The 19,976-nt window shown below is 33.9% G+C and carries 15 protein-coding genes; 14 read left to right on the forward strand and 1 reads right to left on the reverse strand.

Going from position 1 to position 19,976, the window contains the following annotated elements:
- The first annotated feature begins 16 nt into the window (after positions 1-16).
- Together F9279_RS02775 and F9279_RS02780 are read left to right on the forward strand one after the other, a co-directional pair.
- Entirely contained in the window at positions 17-646 is a 630-nt protein-coding gene (locus F9279_RS02775; RefSeq protein ID WP_413463187.1) for a hypothetical protein, read from the forward strand.
- Positions 643-3,846 (forward strand): chromosome segregation protein SMC, encoded by a 3,204-nt coding sequence (locus F9279_RS02780; RefSeq protein ID WP_152111176.1) that lies wholly within the window; start codon positions 643-645, stop codon positions 3,844-3,846. The genes F9279_RS02775 and F9279_RS02780 overlap by 4 nt, the downstream gene beginning before the upstream one ends.
- Before the next feature lie 151 nt (positions 3,847-3,997).
- Here F9279_RS02780 and F9279_RS02785 read toward each other — a convergent pair whose 3' ends face one another.
- A complete protein-coding gene (locus tag F9279_RS02785) occupies positions 3,998-5,551 on the reverse strand; it encodes an ABC-F family ATP-binding cassette domain-containing protein (RefSeq protein ID WP_152111178.1) in 1,554 nt (517 codons plus the stop codon).
- A gap of 377 nt (positions 5,552-5,928) precedes the next feature.
- On the opposite strand from F9279_RS02785, the gene F9279_RS02790 reads away from it, so the two are divergent.
- The 12 genes from F9279_RS02790 (at position 5,929) to F9279_RS02845 (ending at position 19,968) form a co-directional block, all read left to right on the forward strand.
- Entirely contained in the window at positions 5,929-7,593 is a 1,665-nt protein-coding gene (locus F9279_RS02790; RefSeq protein ID WP_152111180.1) for an SWIM zinc finger family protein, read from the forward strand.
- Between the two features lie 408 nt (positions 7,594-8,001).
- Positions 8,002-8,481 (forward strand): DUF1456 family protein, encoded by a 480-nt coding sequence (locus tag F9279_RS02795; RefSeq protein WP_152111182.1) that lies wholly within the window; start codon positions 8,002-8,004, stop codon positions 8,479-8,481.
- A 29-nt stretch (positions 8,482-8,510) separates the two neighbouring features.
- A complete protein-coding gene (locus tag F9279_RS02800) occupies positions 8,511-9,218 on the forward strand; it encodes a M48 family metallopeptidase (RefSeq protein WP_152111184.1) in 708 nt (235 codons plus the stop codon).
- 286 nt (positions 9,219-9,504) lie between these two features.
- Entirely contained in the window at positions 9,505-10,194 is a 690-nt protein-coding gene (locus tag F9279_RS02805; protein ID WP_152111186.1) for a response regulator transcription factor, read from the forward strand.
- Entirely contained in the window at positions 10,191-11,450 is a 1,260-nt protein-coding gene (locus tag F9279_RS02810) for a sensor histidine kinase (RefSeq protein ID WP_152111188.1), read from the forward strand. Before F9279_RS02805 ends, F9279_RS02810 begins: the two co-directional genes overlap by 4 nt.
- A 114-nt stretch (positions 11,451-11,564) precedes the next feature.
- Positions 11,565-12,326, forward strand: coding sequence for an ABC transporter ATP-binding protein (locus tag F9279_RS02815; RefSeq protein ID WP_152111190.1), 762 nt, complete (start codon positions 11,565-11,567; stop codon positions 12,324-12,326).
- Between the two features lie 22 nt (positions 12,327-12,348).
- Positions 12,349-14,673 carry an ABC transporter permease gene (locus F9279_RS02820; RefSeq protein ID WP_152111389.1) on the forward strand — a complete coding sequence of 775 codons (2,325 nt, stop codon included), beginning with the start codon at positions 12,349-12,351 and terminating at the stop codon, positions 14,671-14,673.
- Positions 14,674-14,973: 300 nt separating this feature from the next.
- On the forward strand, positions 14,974-15,687 hold the full coding sequence (locus F9279_RS02825; RefSeq protein ID WP_152111192.1) for a GntR family transcriptional regulator: 714 nt from the start codon (positions 14,974-14,976) through the stop codon (positions 15,685-15,687).
- A gap of 300 nt (positions 15,688-15,987) precedes the next feature.
- Positions 15,988-16,812 carry an ABC transporter permease gene (locus F9279_RS02830; protein WP_152111390.1) on the forward strand — a complete coding sequence of 275 codons (825 nt, stop codon included), beginning with the start codon at positions 15,988-15,990 and terminating at the stop codon, positions 16,810-16,812.
- Between the two features lie 36 nt (positions 16,813-16,848).
- Entirely contained in the window at positions 16,849-17,952 is a 1,104-nt protein-coding gene (locus F9279_RS02835; RefSeq protein WP_152111194.1) for an ABC transporter ATP-binding protein, read from the forward strand.
- Complete coding sequence (locus tag F9279_RS02840) at positions 17,939-19,099, forward strand: extracellular solute-binding protein (protein ID WP_152111196.1); 1,161 nt, start codon at positions 17,939-17,941, stop codon at positions 19,097-19,099. The genes F9279_RS02835 and F9279_RS02840 overlap by 14 nt, the downstream gene beginning before the upstream one ends.
- On the forward strand, positions 19,096-19,968 hold the full coding sequence (locus F9279_RS02845) for an ABC transporter permease (protein ID WP_152111198.1): 873 nt from the start codon (positions 19,096-19,098) through the stop codon (positions 19,966-19,968). The genes F9279_RS02840 and F9279_RS02845 overlap by 4 nt, the downstream gene beginning before the upstream one ends.
- The last annotated feature ends 8 nt before the right edge of the window (positions 19,969-19,976 follow it).

Here is a 19,976-nt window from a genome sequence, read left to right on the forward strand (position 1 = left end):
TAATCCGTTAAATGTCATGCAGTCGATAAGAGGGATATTAACACAAGAAGAGGAATTAACGTTTATGAATATCCTATTTTCCTCCTCTGCGTCCATCCGTTCTGGGAATTTCGGTCTATCCCGTAAAGAGGTAGAAAAACAGCTAGGTATTTCAAGGGATGACGATCGGTTTTTCTCTTTTCTTACAAGGGTAAATCAAGCTATTAGTCGATACTTTCAATTGATTTATGATGAAAAGCGAGATCAAGTGGTTGCATTAATGAGAGTTCCTGCTCATTCTGCAAGAAACACTTTATCTAAAGAAAGTCTAGCAATTTTATTATATATGTTTTACCAACAAGAAGTGTTACAGCATGAGTTCACCTTATTTGACCAAATACTTGATGCTCTGGGGCATGAAACGAAAAAGGCAAACCAAAGGGTGCTCTTAGCTTTAGATCCTTTAAAAAAAATTGGAGCCATTGAAGACTATCAAACAACTTCATCTGAGAGGGCATTCCAACTTACAGCCATTGGTGTCAATATGTTCTCTGATTCCTTCCTGCGTCGTATGACAGAGTTCAGCCAGTCCAATCAATTAAACAAAGAAGAAGTGTTGAAATTCTTTAAACGATATAACTTATATCAGAAAGGGGAAAACGAATGATTCCTTGGAGAATGTCCTTTTCAGGTATTCGTGATTATCGACCAGAGCAGATTGATTTATCGGGAATGGACAATCATATTATGATTACAGGTCCGAATGGTGCAGGGAAGTCTACGGTCACGTATGCAATCGGTGCAGTCCTTTATTCGTCAAAAGTAGATATTGAAGGATTAAAATCTCGCAATCTATTACCTGATCAAACCTGGAAAGCACAAATTGCTTTAGTCTTCAAAAATGAAGGAGAAATGAAAATTGATGCAGCAACCTTCATCCAATTTACGCTAAGAATGGTTCAGGAACCTGGTCAGCCTATAAAAAAAGAGTATTCCATCTCAATGGGTGAAGATATAGATCAATGGGAGAATACAATTAAATACACATCTGGGGATCGTCAATTTAATTTTACTGCCTATAAAAAGGATCTACTCTATAAATATAAAATAGATCCTGATTCCTATTATCTTATTTGGTATCAGCAAGAGGTTAATCAATTTGCGGTGATGAATCCGGAAGAAAGGTTTCGAATTTTTAGCGAGATGCATGGAATTGATCAAACCCAACGTGAATGGGAAGAGAGTATGGAGAAGCTAAAGGAAACGACTGAAACCCTTAGGACAGCAAAATATAGCGTGGATAATAAAAAATTAGAGTTACAAATTAGCAAGAGTCAAATGGAGAGATATCAAAGTAATCAAGAACGTCTAATAAATGGTGCGAGTCAATATATTGAATCTCTTTTACAATTAGAAGTGTCTTTGAAGAAAGAAATCAAGGTGTTGGAAGGAATCGTAATAGAGCTTTCCTCTCAAATGGAAGAAGTAAAAGATGGAATCTCATTTAAACAAGATAAGAAAGATAAGCTAGCAGAGCAATTAACTAAACTTTCTTTGGAAAAAGAAGAGTTAGAGGATATTCAAAATGATGCAGAAGATTCACTAGAAATCTTAAATACAACTATTCAAGATAAAAAGAAAGCTATTGTTGAGTTAGAAACAGAACTGGAGGACTTAACCAAACGAAAGAGCCAGATTACCCGCTCGGAAAAAGAAGTGCATGCTGAGATCATTCGTTTGAAAAAAGAAATCGAAAACACGAGCGATCAATTCGCGGAGGCAATAGAGCAACACAAACAGCGAAGTCAGTCACACCGTGATTTATTGAGTGAAATCGCTAAATTAGAGTACCAGGTAAATGAAGATAAACTAACATATGAAAAACATAGTAAAAGATTAGAAGAATATAAAAGTAGTCATGCAGTTTCACATACGATCCATAAATTTGAGCAAGAAATAGTCTCTTTTAAAAATGAACATCTTGCTTTAACAAACGGTGTTCAAGAGCTAAAAAAGGAAAGAGAATTATTGTTAGACAACCGTGATTTATCTAAGCGTCAAAGTGAGTCATTATCCTATCTACGTTCACATAATATGAAAGCTTATCCTCTTCGTGAATTAGTAGAATTGGATGAACATGCGCTACTGAAAGATGAGAGAATATTTAATGCGATTAAATATACGATTTTTTTTCAAGGGAAACATATTGCTCCTCCTAACGATCTTTACCATGTTCCATTAATGGAAGTGATACCGGATCGTTCTGTTGATGTAATACCTGAAATTCATTTGAAAGTGAAGGAAGGAATTAAGAATGAGGAAATTCCACATGCAATCAAAGCTTTGTGGTGGGCAGGACAATTTTTCAAAAATGGTCCTATTAAGATAGTAAATGGAATCTTACATGATTCAATGGGGCTTCGTGGACAGCAGGAAAAAGAACGCTATATTCTGAGTAAGAAAGCAATGCAAGCTAGAAAACAAGAAGTTGAAAAACTAATTTCAACAAAAGAAGCACGAATATTAGAGTTAGATAAACTTATCGAGACTAACACTAAAATGTCCCAACAACTAAATCGAATTATTCAGTTTGTAAGAGAAGCAGAAGCGTTTATGGCTACAGACTATGAGCGTCAAAGTCGTATCAAACAATTAGAAGAGGAACAAAAGACTTTATTAGAACTTGAAACATTACTGTCGGAGCTTGATGGAAAAAGGACAAACCTAAATGTTCAGTTGCTACAACTTCAAGCTAATCTGGATGCTGTAAAAGAAGCAGCAGCATTTTACGAAGAGCTTGGAAAAATGAAAGGTAAGTATGATCATTTACTTGCTTTGAAAAATCAGTTCGTAGAGTTAGACAAGCAGTATAAACAGCAGGTTGCAAATCTGGATGTTCTGGATAGTGACATGACTATGGTGGAAAGTAAGCTTAAGAAGCTAAAGCGTAATGTTGAACAACTTGGTGAGGACATTGAAGAATCCAATAGGGACTTAACTAGAACAAAGAACCAACAGATCAATAAAGTAGAAGAAAAGGATTTAGCTGCCCAGGAGCTTGTTGGATATATACAGGAAATAACAGAAATGAAAGTGATAGTTCCTAAAATTTATTCAGAGATTATAAGTGGTCTACTGAATGACCAACAACCATCTTTAACGAGCTTAAAAAACAAACGGGAAGATGGAAAAATTATATTTGAAGCTGCAAGAAGAGAGCCAGATATTGACCCCGCAGCACCTGAAAATTATGAAGCCGTTAAGCAAGAATTTGAACGACTAGAGAATGAGTTTAAGCGTACAAATATTTTACTTGAGCAAGATAGAGATAGAGCTGAACAACTCAAGGACAAGCTAGAAACTACGATTAATATGCGAGTGACAGAAATACGTAGAAGATTTCAAACGTATATGAGCCACTTTCAATTTGAAGGGAATGTAGATTGGGAATCTTTAGAAGATAAAAAGGGAAGAACACATTTTAAGTTATTCATAAAAGCTAGAAAAGAAGGGCATCGAGGGACTATGGAGGATGTTAGTACAAAGGCCCGAGGTGGAAAGGTAGGAAAAGGTGTATCAGGGGGAGAAGAATCCCTAAGTTCCCTTTTGTTTGCTTTGGCCCTACTTCAAAACTTATCCTTTAAACCAGGATTTATTGTGCTAGATGAGTTCGACAGCGCTTTAGATGAAAATCGAAAATTAAAAGTGTTTGATCTGTATGTGCAAGAATTAAAGCGTAAGCTAATCATCCTTACACCAAAATCACATGAAGAAAATTATTTGCAACGCTTTTCGAAGGCGTTAATTATCCAACATGATCCGACTATTCCATCCAGCAAAATTGTTGGGATAGTGAAAAAGGAGTAAGACGTATAATTGACCTTAGTTTTTTAGTTTAATGTAAGAATTGTTGTATTTGAGAAACTCACTCACCAGCACCCTAAGTGTTGCCAAGTAATCTAATATTTCATTTTAAGTAGAAAAAAGGGACCAAAATACTTGGTCCCCATAATCTTACTTAAAACACCTTCGTAGTCCAATCCTCACAATTCCAAATATCTGTCGCAATATCACGATAGAAGTCTGGTTCATGGGATACCATCAAGATACTTCCTTTATATGCTTTTAGAGCACGCTTCAATTCATCTTTTGCGTCTACATCTAAGTGATTGGTAGGCTCATCTAGAATCAATAAATTAGTTTCTGTGTTTAGAATTTTACACAATCTAACTTTAGCTTTTTCTCCACCAGAAAGGACTTCGACTTTACTTTCGATATGTTTAGTTGTTAATCCACATTTTGCAAGAGCAGCACGAACTTCAGCTTGGTTCATACCTGGGAATGTGCCCCAAATTTCTTCGATACAAGTGTTATAGTTGGATTCTTTAATTTCCTGCTCGAAGTAACCGATGTGTTGGTAATCTCCACGTTCCACGTTACCTGAAATAGGATTAATCAAGCCCATAATACTCTTTAGAAGCGTAGACTTACCAATTCCGTTTGCTCCAACGAATGCAATTTTTTGTCCGCGTTCCATTTTTAAATTAAGAGGTCGAGAAAGTGGTTCGTTGTAACCAATTACAAGTTCTTCCGTCGTGAAAATCCAGCGACTAGCTGCACGAGCTTCTTTGAAATGAAATTCTGGTTTCGGTTTTTCTTTCCCTAATTCAATAATATCCATCTTGTCGAGTTTTTTCTGACGAGACATTGCCATATTACGAGTAGCAACACTTGCTTTGTTACGAGCAACGAAATCTTTTAGACCAGCAATTTCTTGTTGTTGGCGCTTGTAAGCAGATTCTAGCTGTTGTTTCTTCATTTCATGGATTTTTACGAAGTTATCATAATCACCTGCATAGCGATTTAACTCTTGATTTTCCATGTGATAAATCAAGTTAACAACATTGTTCAAGAATGGAATATCATGTGAAATCAAGATAAATGCATTCTCATAATCCTGTAAATAGCGCTTCAACCATTCAATATGCTGTTCATCTAAATAGTTCGTAGGCTCATCTAGTAATAGAATTTCAGGTTTTTCTAACAGTAGCTTAGCTAGTAACACTTTCGTACGTTGTCCACCACTAAGATCATCTACATCACGATCAAGTCCAACATCGTCTAATCCTAGACCACGAGCAACTTCCTCCACTTTAGAATTAATTTGATAGAAATCATTACTATCTAAAGTTTCTTGTAGTTCTCCAACTTCTGCAAGTAATGCATCGATATCAGCACCTTCATCGCCCATTTTTCCATAAAGTTCATTGATCTCTGCTTCAGCATCAAAAAGATATTGAAAGGCAGTACTTAAAGCGTCACGCATGGTAGAACCTTTTTGAAGAACAGCATGCTGATCTAAATAACCAACACGAACTTTTCGTGACCATTGAACTTTCCCTTCGTCAGGTTGCAACTTCCCTGTAACAATATTCATAAAAGTGGACTTACCTTCACCATTTGCTCCAACTAGTCCAACGTGTTCTCCTTTTAAAAGTCGAAAAGACACATCATTAAAAATAGCACGATCACCGAAACCGTGACTTAAATTTTGTACATTTAATACGCTCATTTTTTCTACTCCTTTTTTAATATCACATGTGGTTATCTTACTAGATTTTGACTACATTTTCTACTTGAAGTTATTTCTTGTTGAAAATGTACTATGATTTTTAGGCAAAAGAAGTCGTCCTCTTTTTAATTAGCTGAATTTATTGAATTATTTATACTTGGACATCCATAAATAGGGCAGAAGAGTACTAGTTAAAATAAGGGAATCACTAAAAGATGGAGTTTCGGTAATGGTATGAAGAATTCCCTACATATTCTAGCGAGTTTTAAGCAAAAGCTATAAAGCTTATTTGATGTATAAAAATCATGCTAAAATCATTATATAAAGTAAATGGATGAAAAAAACAGATAATGCAAGTGGTGAGTGAGGGAAAAGAGATGAACATAAATAAATTTGAAAGTATGATAAATAAAACCATATTAGAAAGAGGGCGCAGCTATTATCTCGAAGGAAATGTAGTAGATGCGTATGAACAGCGACAAAATGAATATGTCTTTCATATTGAAGGAAGCGATAGCTATGAGATAATCGTAGAAATCGGGAATGAAGGAGAGATTGTTTACTCTGAGTGTGATTGTCCCTATGATGGACCTGTATGTAAGCATGAAGTGGCAGCATATTTTCAATTATATGAGATGTTGAATCAAGATACTGCGAATGAGAAGAAACAAAATAAGAAGAAAAGAATAACCATTAACGAAGTTTTAACAAATCTATCAAAAGATGAATTAATCAATATCATTATAAATATCACAAACAAGGATGTTACATTAAAAAACAGTCTCTTGGTGAAATACTCTAATGGAGACAGTGACCAGGAACTTAGGGCATGCAAGGAGTTAATAAATGGAATTATAAGAAAGTATACTGCTAGAGAAGGATTTATTAAGTATCGAGATACGAGTTTTTTTGTGAGAGAACTAGATGAAATAGCAGTAAAAGCTCTAAATACAGATAAAGTGTTAATTGCTCTGGACATTGCATTCCTATTACTCGATGAAGCTATAGGTGCATTTCAATATGCTGATGACTCTGGTGGAGATATTGGTTGTCTTGTTACAGAAACTCTTGAAATAATCGAAGAGATAATCGATGGTCGCGAAGAATCAGCTCACCAAGAGTCACAACTATTTGAAAAGCTATTAGCAAAGACAGATAGTGAGATTTTTGAAGATTGGATTGATTATAAAATTGAATTACTTGCTATATGTTTTGCATTTGCTGAGGATGAAGCATATAGACAGCAGTTAATAGATAGAATAGAGTCCAATATAAATGAATCAACAACTGATCGATATGCTCATTATGGAAATGAAAGTATGCTTGATCTTTTGTTTCAGTTGATTGAGCATTATGGTACAAAAGAAGAAGTGGAACAATTTATTTATCAACATCTCTCATTCTCATCTTTTAGAGAGAAGTTACTGAATAAGTACATGTTAGAGAAAAATTACGATAAAGTCATAAAATATGCTAAAGAAGGGGAAAAGCAGGATCAAGAATATCGTGGATTACTTTCTAAATGGAAGACATTCCGATATGAAGCTTACAAAAAACTTCACTTAAAAGAAGAACAGCAAGCATTAGCAAAGGAACTATTCTTTGATGGATATTTTGAATATTATCAAGATCTAAAAGAATTAGCGAAAAGTAACTTTGACGAATTCTATACAAACTTAAAAATAGAGTTAAAGGCTGGGAAAGGTTGGAATCATGAAAGTTTCTTCCTAAAAATAATCGAAGAAGAAAATGATATAGATGAGATCATGAATTTTGTCAGAAGTAATCCAAGATATGTAGAAGATTATGCAAAAATACTAGTAGTACATTTTAAAGAAGAAGTGTTAGAAAACTATAATAATTATATAAAAGCTAAAGCAAGTTCTGCCTCTAATCGAAAAGAATATCAAGGGATATGCCAAAAAATTAAGAAATACAAAGAAGTAGCAGGTCCTACAAAACAAGAAGAAATGATAAACGAATTAATGGACATTTATAAGAAAAGACCAGCTTTTATTGATGAATTAGGAAAAGTAAGATAAATCTTGGAGAAAGACGGAAGAGATATAATTGATGAAGGAGAGAAATTTGTGTTCTTTCCTGATTTTTTTATGATAGTCACCTCTTTAATACGTCTACCATAGCAAGAATGTTCAATGCTGAAAATAATTATATATTCAAGATATTCTGTACTTCTATTCCCTCTTTTCTTTTCTCTCTTCTTTCTGTAAACTTTATTCTATCTCTTTTAAATACTAACCTACCTTTATAGAAAATGTGAGAGAAGGGAAATAGGTTGGAAAAAAGAGAATCCAACTATTAATAGGTTTTGATGAGCAGTAAAGCAGCATTATTTTTTTCTAATAAAAGATAGACGCTGTTACTAAACTAATAAGAGATATCTATCCCTTAATAATAAAATACTATTTAACAAATAAGGAGTTAATACATTGGAAATCAAAGACATGTTTATTCGACTAAGATACGCGTTAGAAATAAAAAATAAAGAAATGGTAGAGATTTTTGAACTTGGCGGTGTGGAAATTACTGTCCCAGAAGTGATACAGCTACTGACAAAGTCAGAAGATGAAGAGGAAATGGAGCAAGTAAATGGTTCAACCAGTATGTTAGATTCCTTTCTAAATGGTCTTGTTATATATAAAAGAGGAAAACAAGAGCCTAAACCAGGGATGCCTCAACCTTCAAAAAGTAAGGAACATATCAATAACCTTCTTTTAAAAAGAGTGAAAATAGCCCTTTCCTTAACGACGGAAGATATGTTGGATATATTCGAAAAGGCAGGAATCACGGTGACAAAAGGGGAATTAGGTGCCTTATTACGTAAAGAGGGACATAAAAATTATAAAGAGTGCGGAGATAAATTTGCTAGAAACTTCTTAAAAGGACTTGCTATCCATTTAAGAGGATAATGCTAAGGAAGCTAATATAGGGTGATGACATGTTACATACTTACGATGGTAAAACAATAAGGTTTGAGATAAAGTATAAAAATCGAACTTCTATTGGAATTTCTATCAATAGCTATGGGGAAATTGAAGTTCAGGCTCCGAAAAAGACACCTGATGAAAAAGTTCTACAAGTAATAGAAAGAAGTTGGGAACTTATTCAGGAAAAGCTAAAAGAATTTGAGGATAGGTGGAATGGTCCACAAGAAAAAGCTTATGAGAATGATGAGTCTTTTCTCTATTTAGGAAAAAGCTATCCTATAAAAATTGTTCAAGATAATAACATCGCGCAAGACCATGTAGTATTTGAAGAAGAGATATTATATGTATATGTAAAAAAGTTTGATGATGAAAAAATGAAACAAGCATTGAAACGATTTTATTATCAGCAGTGCAAAGCATTAGTAGAGAAGAGTATTTCTTCTTATCAAAGCAACTTCAAAACAAAACCCCGTTCTGTGCGAATCTCAGATAGTAAAACTACTTGGGGAACCTGTGATTCTAACCTTCAATTAACTTTTAATTGGAGGTTAGCGATGGCTCCACTTGAGGTCATTGACTATGTAGTTATTCATGAGATGTGTCATATGTATCATATGAATCATGATCGCTCCTTTTGGCGATTGGTTGGTAGTATTATGCCAGATTATAAGGAGAAAGAGAACTGGTTGGCTTTTAGTAACTGGAAGATGACGGTATAAAAGAGCAAAGAAAAAATTCTTCTTACACAGTTATAAATGAATGTGCCACATACTTTAAGTGTGTGGTTTTATTTTATTCATTTATTAAAAATATGAGCACTTAAATTCATGATAGATACCGACTAAAGTAACAAGGTCAGAGGTTGTATTTTAACTGGTACAAACTCGATTCAAGCAAAATTATATTAATTCTAATAAATCACCCAATAATTTACGCTCCGAAAGTCTACCCATCATGTATACTATAAATATCCAATCTAGGAAATCCCTCCCTAGGAGACTTATCATGAAAATCGATTGTTTAATAGTAGATGACGAGATTGCTTTAGCTGAAACAACTAGTGAGTATTTTAATATGTTTGATGTAAAGACGGATTTTGTAACAAGTGCAGCAGAGTGTGAAGATTATCTAGTTAAAAATGAATCATCATTGATTCTTCTTGATATTAATTTGGGTAATTCTTCTGGATTTGATTTGTGTAAAAAGTTGCGCCAAACAACGCAGGTTCCCATTTTATTTATCAGTGCTCGTTCTAGTGATGATGATGTTCTGATTGCTTTAAACATAGGTGGGGATGATTATATTCAAAAGCCTTATACACTTAGTATTTTACTAGCGAAAGTGAAAGCCGTGCTAAAAAGATATGCAAGTGGTTCTAACAGTCAACAAGAAGTTTTACAGTTTGGGCATATTCTAATAGACACAAAGCTGCATCGTGTACGAGTAAATGGAAAGGATATTCCACTAAAAGCAATGGAATACAAACTTCTGTCTTATTTAGCAAAAAATAAAAACAGAATCATCACTAAGAATGAATTGTTTCTTCAAGTATGGGGAGATTCTTTTGTAGGGGATGGGACTCTAAATGTACATATTCGACATTTACGTGAGAAAATCGAAAATGATCCAAAGAATCCGCAATATATCAAGACGGTATGGGGAACAGGATATGTTCTTGAGGATATCAATTCATGAAATTAAAAATGGCAGGTTACGCAATTTTATTTGTACTTTGTGCAGGTATTTTACTCTCTGTAATAGTTATCAAGAATCAGAATCTATCAGAAATAGACCTTGTAGCTATAAATGATGTGTTGAAAACCACTGAGAAGAATTGGGGACAAATTAGTGCGGGAATTTTTCAAAACAGCAATCAATCCTTTTCTATTATAGATGATGTAGGAAATGTGGTTTATCAAACACCAGATTATTCTTACACAGATATATATGATTCTATAAAAAATCGAGATACGATTATAGATATTGAACATAATAACGAGATGGTTGGGAAAATCATCTTTAGTAGTAATGACCAACTATTAATACAGCAATTAAAAAAGGACTTGATCATATACATCTGTTCTATATTCGGAGTACTCTTCCTTATTAGCCTCCTATATATTTTATACATAGATAGAACACTATTAAAGCCATTTCAGCAGCTTCAAAAATTTGCGACAAATGTGGCTAGAGGTAACTTAGAGATGCCTTTAAATATGGTCAAGAATAATTATTTTGGTGCGTTCACGGAAGGTTTTGATATATTGCGAGAAGAACTTCGTGAGGCACGCCAAAGAGAGTATGAATCTAATCGTAGTAAAAAAGAGCTTGTTGCAACATTAAGTCATGATATAAAGACTCCAGTCGCCACGATTAAAGCGCTAAGTGAGTTAATGCTTCTGCAGGCAAAAGACGCTAAAGTGACGAAACAAGTGAATACCATTTATTCAAAGGCAGAGCAAATTGACTTACTTGTTACAGATATGTTCCACGCAACATTGGAAGAACTGGAACAATTAAAAATGAACGTAACCGAGGTATCAAGTGAAATACTTGTTGATATGCTCGAGAATGTTAATTATGACCAGCAAATTAATTATGAATCCATTCCACCATGTATTATTTTAAGTGATCCTTTACGTCTGCAACAGGTAATAAATAATGTTATTAGTAATTCCTACAAATATGCAGGAACAAAGATTACAATTAAAGCTAATATTTTCCAAGGATTTCTTGAGCTTCATATTTTAGATTATGGTGTAGGAGTTAGTGAAGAAGAATTACCTCTACTGTTTCATAAATATTATCGAGGAAAAAATGTAGAAGGCAAGAATGGATCTGGACTTGGTTTATATATATCAAAGTATTTCATGGAGAATATGGCTGGACAAATAACTTGTTACAACCGTGAAAATGGTTTTACCGTAACCTTGAAAATGAAGCTTGCATGATTTAAGAAATAGTTAAGAATGAGACAAAGATTGAATAAGGACTCATCTTGTATGATAAGACTGTAGCCTTTTACAGTCTTTTTAGTATGAAAGTTAAGGAGAGGTCAATCAATCATGACAAAAACGATAATTAAAACAGATAAGCTATGTAAAACCTTTTCGAGTGGTGGAAATCAACAGCATGTTTTAAAAAACCTCGATGTTAGTTTAATAGAAGGAGATTTCACTATAATAATGGGTAGTTCAGGATCTGGAAAATCTACGCTCCTTTATGCACTAAGTGGGATGGATAAACCGACTTTAGGCGAAATCACATTTGAGGGAAAGAATTTAACAAATTTGAGTAATGATCAACTAGCTATATTTAGAAGAAAATACTGTGGTTTTGTATTTCAACAAATATATTTACTAGACAATATGAGTGTACTAGATAATGTCTTAGCCAGTGGTTTCTTGATAAATAAAAATAGAAGGGAGCTTGTTACAAAAGCGAAAGAACTATTAGAACAAGTAGGAATATATGAAACTTCATGGACAAAGTTTCCAACACAGCTTTCAGGAGGGGAGGCACAAAGAGTTGGTATTGTTAGAGCAATCATTAACAATCCTAAAGTGCTTCTTGCAGATGAACCAACCGGTGCTCTAAATTCTGCTTCTAGTGATGCTGTTTTAGATGTATTCACACATGTAAATGGTAACGGACAAAGTATTGTTTTAGTAACGCATGATGTAGAAACAGCTTTGCGAGGAAATCGAATTATCTATTTGAAAGATGGAGTGGTTTGTGGGGATTTACAGTTAGGAGTATTTAGGAAGAAAGAAAATATGGTGCGCCATGAAAAGCTAAAACACTTCCTTACAGAGATGGGGTGGTAAGGTGAAGATTTTGAATTTAGCTATGGCAAATATACGAAAAAGTAAATCTGCTACCGCTTCTTTATTTCTATTCATCTTGGTTGCTTCACTTCTGCTTAGTATAGGATTAATGGTTGTTACTCAGATAAATACATTTTTTGATAATAAAATAGAGGAATTAAATGATCCTCATGCAATTTTTGTTATAGATAAAGAGAACTATCAAGCCGCATATGGGGATTATTTAGAGGAGTATCCTGGGGTAGTAGAGACGGAAAGAGAAGATATTATCTATATGGATATTTCTAATTTTATCTTTGGCAATGGTAAACTAACCAATAGTTCCGTTATTTTTAATGCAGATGTAAATCGTTCTATTGGGTCATTAAAGTTACTTGAAAAGCTAAAAACAACAAGTGCTAATGATATTTTTGTTCCTTATAGTTTTAAAACAAATGGCGGGTATAAATTGGGAGATTCTTTTACTCTTACTTATAGAGATAAAGATTATAAATATCGTATTTCTGGTTTCTTTGAGACGACGATGATGGGGACAAATAACCTTGGTGTGATGAAATTTATGCTCCCAGAAAAGTCCTATCAACAATTAGCAGAGAAGCTAGAATCACAAACAAAAGCATTTGCGCTCTCAGCAAGGATAGAAGACAAGACACATTCTACTAAGTTAAATAATGAATTTATACAGGAAGTTCAGAAATCCCTATTAGATGAAACAACTTCCTATATATTAGGGCAAGATACTCAAATGGTGAAAAACGTTAATACATTAACTATTAATATCATTGCGACGATCTTAGTAGCTTTTGCAGCTATTATTGTATTAGTATCATTAATTGTCATTCGCTTCCGTGTTTCCAACAGCATAGAAGATGGAATGGCGAATATAGGTGTTCTAAAAGCAATTGGCTATACAAGTAGACAAATTCTTTTCTCCATTATATTACAGTTTAGCCTAATTACTTTTTGTGCGAGTATTGTTGGAATTGCTTTGTCTTATATTTTAATGCCTTTTCTTGGAGATGTAATTTCGACCTTATCTGGTTTAGTCTGGGTACAGAAATTTGACATCATAATAAATGTAGTTAGTATTATCCTTCTTGTGTTCTGTGTACTTATTGTTACATTACTCTCTGCTTTACGTGTTAGGAAAATTCTACCAGTTACTGCACTTCGAGGTGGGATACAAACCCATAGTTTCAGAAAAAGTCGGTTTCCATTAGATCAAGCAAGAGGAGATGTTCATTTCTTACTGGCTCTAAAATCCATGCTAGCAAATGGAAAACAGAATGTAATGATTCTTTTCATCATTCTATCGTTAACCTTTGCAACTGTGTTTTCAGCAGTACTTTATTACAATATTGCTTCAGACAAGACAGCATTTGTTAACCTATTTGGTTCAGAACCAGCTAATGTGATGATCACTGTAAAGTCAGAGGTAGATACGGATAAACTTTTAAATGACATAAAACAAATGAATCATGTAAGGAAAATTAATATATATGACTTAATTGAAACAAGAATTGATGATGTAACCGTCTATACAAATGTTACAGATCAGTATAGCCAATTAGAAAACAATATTGTTTATGAAGGAAGACAACCACTGCACGAGAATGAAATTTCTATATCATGGGTTGTTTCCAGTCAACTCAATAAAGGCATTGGAGATACAGTAGAAGTCGAATATGGAAATGAAACAAAAAGTTATTTGATAACTGGCCTCAGTCAATCTATTGGTAACTTAGGTCAGATAGCTGCGTTAACTATGGAAGGAATTCAGCAATTAAATGCAAACTATAAAGGCACATCGCTTTATGTATACCTCGAAAATATCTCGAATAAGAATTTTATAAACAATGTCGAGAATCAGTACGGAGATCAAATAGTGGAAACATTAGATATCGATCAAAATATAGATAGCCAAATAGGTATGTATACAGTTGCGGTGTTTGCTGTTATGCAATTGGTTTTAATCATTACTGTGTTAGTTGTAGTGATGATTCTTTATCTGGTTATCAAAACAATGATTATTAAGCGTAAGAAAGAGTTGGGAGTAATGAAAGCAATTGGCTATTCGACAATTCAACTGATGAATCAAATTTCGCTTAGTTTCCTTCCTGTGATTATTACAGGTGTAACAATTGGTGGTGTGCTTGGCTATTTCTTTACGAATCCAATGCTTTCCTTATTGTTATCCAGTGCAGGGGTTAAACGTTTGGATTTTATCATTCCACAACCAATTATTCTACTAATTTGTATCAGTATTCTTTTCTTAGCTTATATAGTGTCTATGATAGTATCTAGAGGAATTAAGAAGATTTCTGCATATGAATTAATAGTAGAATAAAATGAATTTGATTTAAATACATCCATTGTAAAAGTAGTATAAGTTAAAGGTTAAAACAACATCCAATCTTCTTGAAAGCACTTGCTAATTCTGCAGGTGCTCATTTATGTAGGTTTGTTAATAATTTGTTAAGATAAGTTGTCTATTAAATATATCGTTGCCTAGTCTAATATAAAACACATATAATAAAATTTGTATAAAATAAGGGAAATAGTTTGAACATTTAAAAGAAGATAAATAGGTAATGAGCTACGAATAGAGTATTTTAAGAATTTATAAATTAGCTAAGGGAGGGATTGAGTGAAACCTCTTTACGTATCAATCAAAGAGAAAATTGAGGCAGATATACAATTAGGAATACTCAAGTCAGGTGACCGTCTGCCTTCAGAAGTGGGGCTTGCTGCAACGTTTAAAGTGAGCCGAGAAACAGTAAGGTCTGCTATTCGTTTGCTAGAAGAAGAGGGAAAAGTCTATGTAAAACATGGGGTAGGGACATTTGTTGTGAACCCATTACCAATCACACCAAATAGTTTAGAAAAGCTCATGAGTGTTACTTCCATGATAAAGTATGCAGGTTTAGAGGATGGCGAGAAACAAGAGAGAATAAAACTAATTCAGCCTACTAATGAATGGACAGAGCTTCTTCAATTAGAAGATGGGGAAGAAGTAATCATTCATGAGAGGATAAGAACAGCAAATGAAGAACCGGTAGTATTCTCACAGAATATACTAGCGGAAACGCTTGTTAAGCAGAAAATGATTCATCAAGGATCAATTGGATCACTATTTGATTATTTGAAAAAAGAATGCAATATTGATATAGCTAGAGCAACAACAGAAATTGTTGTTCCACTTCATACAGATCGTAATTGTCAAAAACTGCTTATTCGTCCTGAAACGACTGTTTTATTATTAAAGCAGTTACATTACGATTATCAAAATCGTCCTGTTCTATATTCTTTAGACTATTTTAGAAATGATGTCTTTACTTTTACGGTAAATAGAACTCGATAAATAGGAAATAAGTTCTCTTTAAGTGGTAGTTAAGAATGCTATATATTTTCGCCTTTGTGGAAATTAAGAGGAAGGAACCATATATTTAAAAAATTCTATAAGTAAAAAGACCAATTTTTCATCACTTTGGTCTTTTTTTGTTACTGTAATATTTAATGAAGTCTAGACAAGTAAGGAACGTAAATATAAAATTAAGTGAAATTTACACGAAAATTACATTATGAATAAAAAATATTAGTATTTATTTGTTACTTTATTTATAAGAGGTATAGACCTTTATATTTTTTGAGAGGAGATGAGATATTGTGGTACTTTAAAGCCCTTGGTGTAAGGAAAATTGTTGGATTTATCGTTTTAGCAGTTTTTCTTCAATTCTTCTTTGGGCCATTATTAAACTTATTGTTACTAGCATTTACTGGAGAATGGCAATATCCTGATATCTTGCCAACATCTTGGTCTTTAGAATGGTGGACTTTTGTGTTAGAAGATGAATCTATTCTAAGATCCATGTGGTTATCTTTTCTTATTGCTGCGATTGTTACATTGATTTCTTTAATTATATGTATTCCTGCAGCATATGCTTTTGCGCGTATTAGCTTTCCATTAAGGAGGTTTTTTCTTTTCTCCTTTCTATTAACAAATGCTTTTCCAAAAATGGGTCTATATGTTGCGATAGCTGTCTTGTTTTATCAATACAACCTTATGAATACATTCACAGGAATAATCTTAATTCATTTAATTAATACACTCATGTTAATGACATGGATTCCATCAGCAGCATTTGAGAATGTTCACCGTTCTCAAGAGGAATCGGCTCGTGATGCTGGGGCATCTCCGTTAAAGGTATTTTGGTATATCACTTTACCAATGGCTAAACCAGGTATTATTGTAGCTTCCGTATTTACATTCTTATCTTCATTAGATGAAGCACAAGGAACCTTATTGGTAGGAATACCAGATTATAAAACAATGCCAGTAATTATGTATTCCATAATAGCAGATTATCCAAGTACAGCAGGTGCGGTGTTTTCCGTGATATTGACACTGCCAACTATCATTCTACTTTTAGCAGCAAGAAAATTTGTTGGTGCAGATACCTTTGCTAATGGAATGCGCCTTAAATAATAAATAGAAATGAACTGGAGAAAGGAAGGTAATGGAGTGTCAAATTGCTTATCAATTACTAATTTAAGCAAGGTTTATCCTACAGGAGAAGGTGTTAAGAATTTTTCTTTGGATATTAAGAACGGAGAAATGGTGACTCTACTAGGACCATCAGGATGTGGGAAATCTACTGTTCTTCGAAGTGTTGGAGGATTTATAGATCCAAATGAAGGCTCTATTACTATTGATGGAAAAGAAGTCAATCAATTACCTCCTGAAAAAAGACCAAGTGCTATGGTGTTTCAGAGTTATAATTTATGGCCACATATGACAGTGTTTGATAATCTTGCATTCAGCTTAAAGCTTAAGAAAATGAAAAAAGCTTTAATTATTGAAAAAGTCAAATGGGCATTAAACTTAGTTCAGCTTCAAGGTTATGAGAAGAAATATCCAACTGAATTATCTGGTGGCCAACAACAAAGGATAGCTCTGGCACGTGCGTTACTTCTTGAACCAAGAGTGCTATTGTTGGATGAACCTTTCTCTGCTCTGGATGCAAAGTTAAGACATGAATTGCGTGAGGAACTAAGAGAGATTCAAGCAAAGCAACAGCTTACCATGCTTTTTGTTACACATGATCAAGAAGAAGCACTTTCCATTTCAGATCGTATAGTGGTCATGAATAAAGGGAAAATTGAGCAAATTGATTCTCCGCAGAATATTTATAATTATCCTGCCTCCATGTTTGTTGCGCAATTTATTGGCAAGATGAATTTTCTTAAAGGCAATGCACAAGGTGAAAAAATTAACATCGGTTCACTTGCTTACCCTAATCTTAATCAACATAAGGGAAATGTTACTGTGGCAATTAGACCAGAAGATGTTGTGTTAGCTAACGAAGTAGAGAATGGTTTAGAAGCAACTATTGAAAAGGTAATGATGCTTGGTCATTATGCAGAAGTAAGTTTAATAACCGAGTTCGGAAAATTAAAAATGTTTGTTGATCGAAGTGGAATGAGTCAGTTTAAAATCCAGGGTAGAATCAAGGTAACTTTTGCAACAATCCAATCATTCCCTGAAGAAGACGGTTTACATATTAACGAAGATTCTAAGATACAAAATCTAACTATAGAGGAGAATCAATTATATGAGAAAGTCTAATTCATTAAAAAGAATCTTAGTAGGAACAATGGCAGCATTCAGTGCGTTTTCTTTAGTTGCATGTAATACAAGTGAAACCAATAATACGGCAAGTGCAGGAGAAGACCAAGTAACAAAAATATCTTTATATAGCTCTGGTTCTCAAAATGTAGAGACTTTTTGGGAAACTGTTATTCCTAAGTTTGAGGAAGCGCATAAAGATATTGATGTAGAATTTGTTTTCGTTCCTTCTGGTACTGGGGGACAAGCTACCATTGACCGAATTATCGCTGCAAAAAAAGCAAATAAAGATTCAGAGATTGATATATATGAGGGAGCACTTGCTGATATTGTTCGTAGTGAAGATGAAGGTGGACTTTTCTATGAACTTTCAACAGGATTGATCGAGAATCTTGCAAATGTACAAGAAGAAAATATGGAGGGTACACAAAATCTAGCAGTTCCCTACCGTTCGTCTTCCGTAGTTCTAGCATATAATTCGGAAAAAGTGAAAGATGTACCGAATACAGCAGAAGAATTGAATACATGGATTAAAGATAACCCAGGTAGATTTGCATACAATGATCCAAATACAGGAGGAGCAGGAAGCTCATTTGTTCTTACTACTGTGTATAATGAGCTTAATGACGATGCTATGAATGTACAAGATGAAAGTATTATAAAAGAGTGGGACAAGGGAATTCAAGTGCTGAAGGATATGGCACCAAACCTTTATAAAGAAGGTGTATATCCGAAGAAAAACCAAGGAACGTTAGATTTACTTGCAAATGGAGAAGTAGATATGATTCCAGCTTGGTCTGATATGGCTCTAGAACAATTGAATTCAAAACTATTACCAGAAACTATTAAATTGAAACAAATTACTCCGGCCTTTACAGGTGGTCCATCTTATTTAATGGCAGTTGATAACGGAGATGAAGAGCGTAAGGAAGCTTCCGAAACTTTCTTGGATTATGTACTAACCCAAGATGTGCAGAAGTTAGTTATTGATACGATGTACGGATACCCAGGAATCAAATGGGATCTTCTATCAGCAGAAGATCAAAAGAAATTTGAATCAGTTAGTGGTGGATATCGTACCTTTAACGGTGGAGAGCTTTCAAGTGAATTAATGAAAGTATGGCAAAGAGAGGTAGCTAGTCAATGAGTAGGGATATTGTCCTGAAGGAGAGCTTTGCTGTCAAGAAAAAAACAAAAATGGCAGTGTTAGGAATTGGGCTAGTTATGCCCTCTTTCCTAACCTTGCTTGTTTTAGTCATTTATCCCGTTACGCTTGCCATTATGGAAAGCTTTCAGAATGAAGATAATGTTTTCTCACTAGATAACTATAAATATATTTTTACAGAACCATTGATTCTACAAAATATTAAACATACATTAGTTGTCACATTCATTTCTTGTATCTTAACTTTAGGAGCAAGCTATCTATTAGCTATTTATTTAAATTTTAATAAAAGTATCTTCTCGAAAATTATAAACAAACTATATTTTATTCCATTATTCATTCCAGGAGTTATCGCAATCTATGGATTTATCAACTTTTATCGAGATAATGGCTGGGTTGCAAGGATCATAGGTGAAAACAATATGCCTTCTATTATTTATGATATGAAGGGCTTATTGATGATTAATGTTTGGTTTAATGTACCGTTTACAACGATGCTATTACTTTCTGCTCTTCAAGCTATTCCAAATTCTGTAATAGAGAGTGCAAAGGATGCGGGTGCATCAAAAATTAGATTGTTTATTCATTTTATACTTCCTCTTTCTTATAAAACAATGCTCGTTGCGTTAACCTTTCTTTTTATGGGGCTAATCGGAAGCTTTACAGCACCTTTCCTAATTGATAGAAATGCACCACAAATGCTAGGTGTATCTATGCAACAGCACTTTTCTGTATATAACGAGATTGGTCAATCTAGTGCACTAGCAGTTTTCATGTTTTTATTATGTTCAATAGTAGGTTATTTCTATATTCATAATAATATGAAAGAGTCAAAGAAAGATATGTTCTAAAACTAACC

The sequence above is a fragment of the Bacillus sp. B1-b2 genome (genome assembly GCF_009183415.1).
Taxonomy (GTDB): domain Bacteria; phylum Bacillota; class Bacilli; order Bacillales; family Cytobacillaceae; genus Niallia.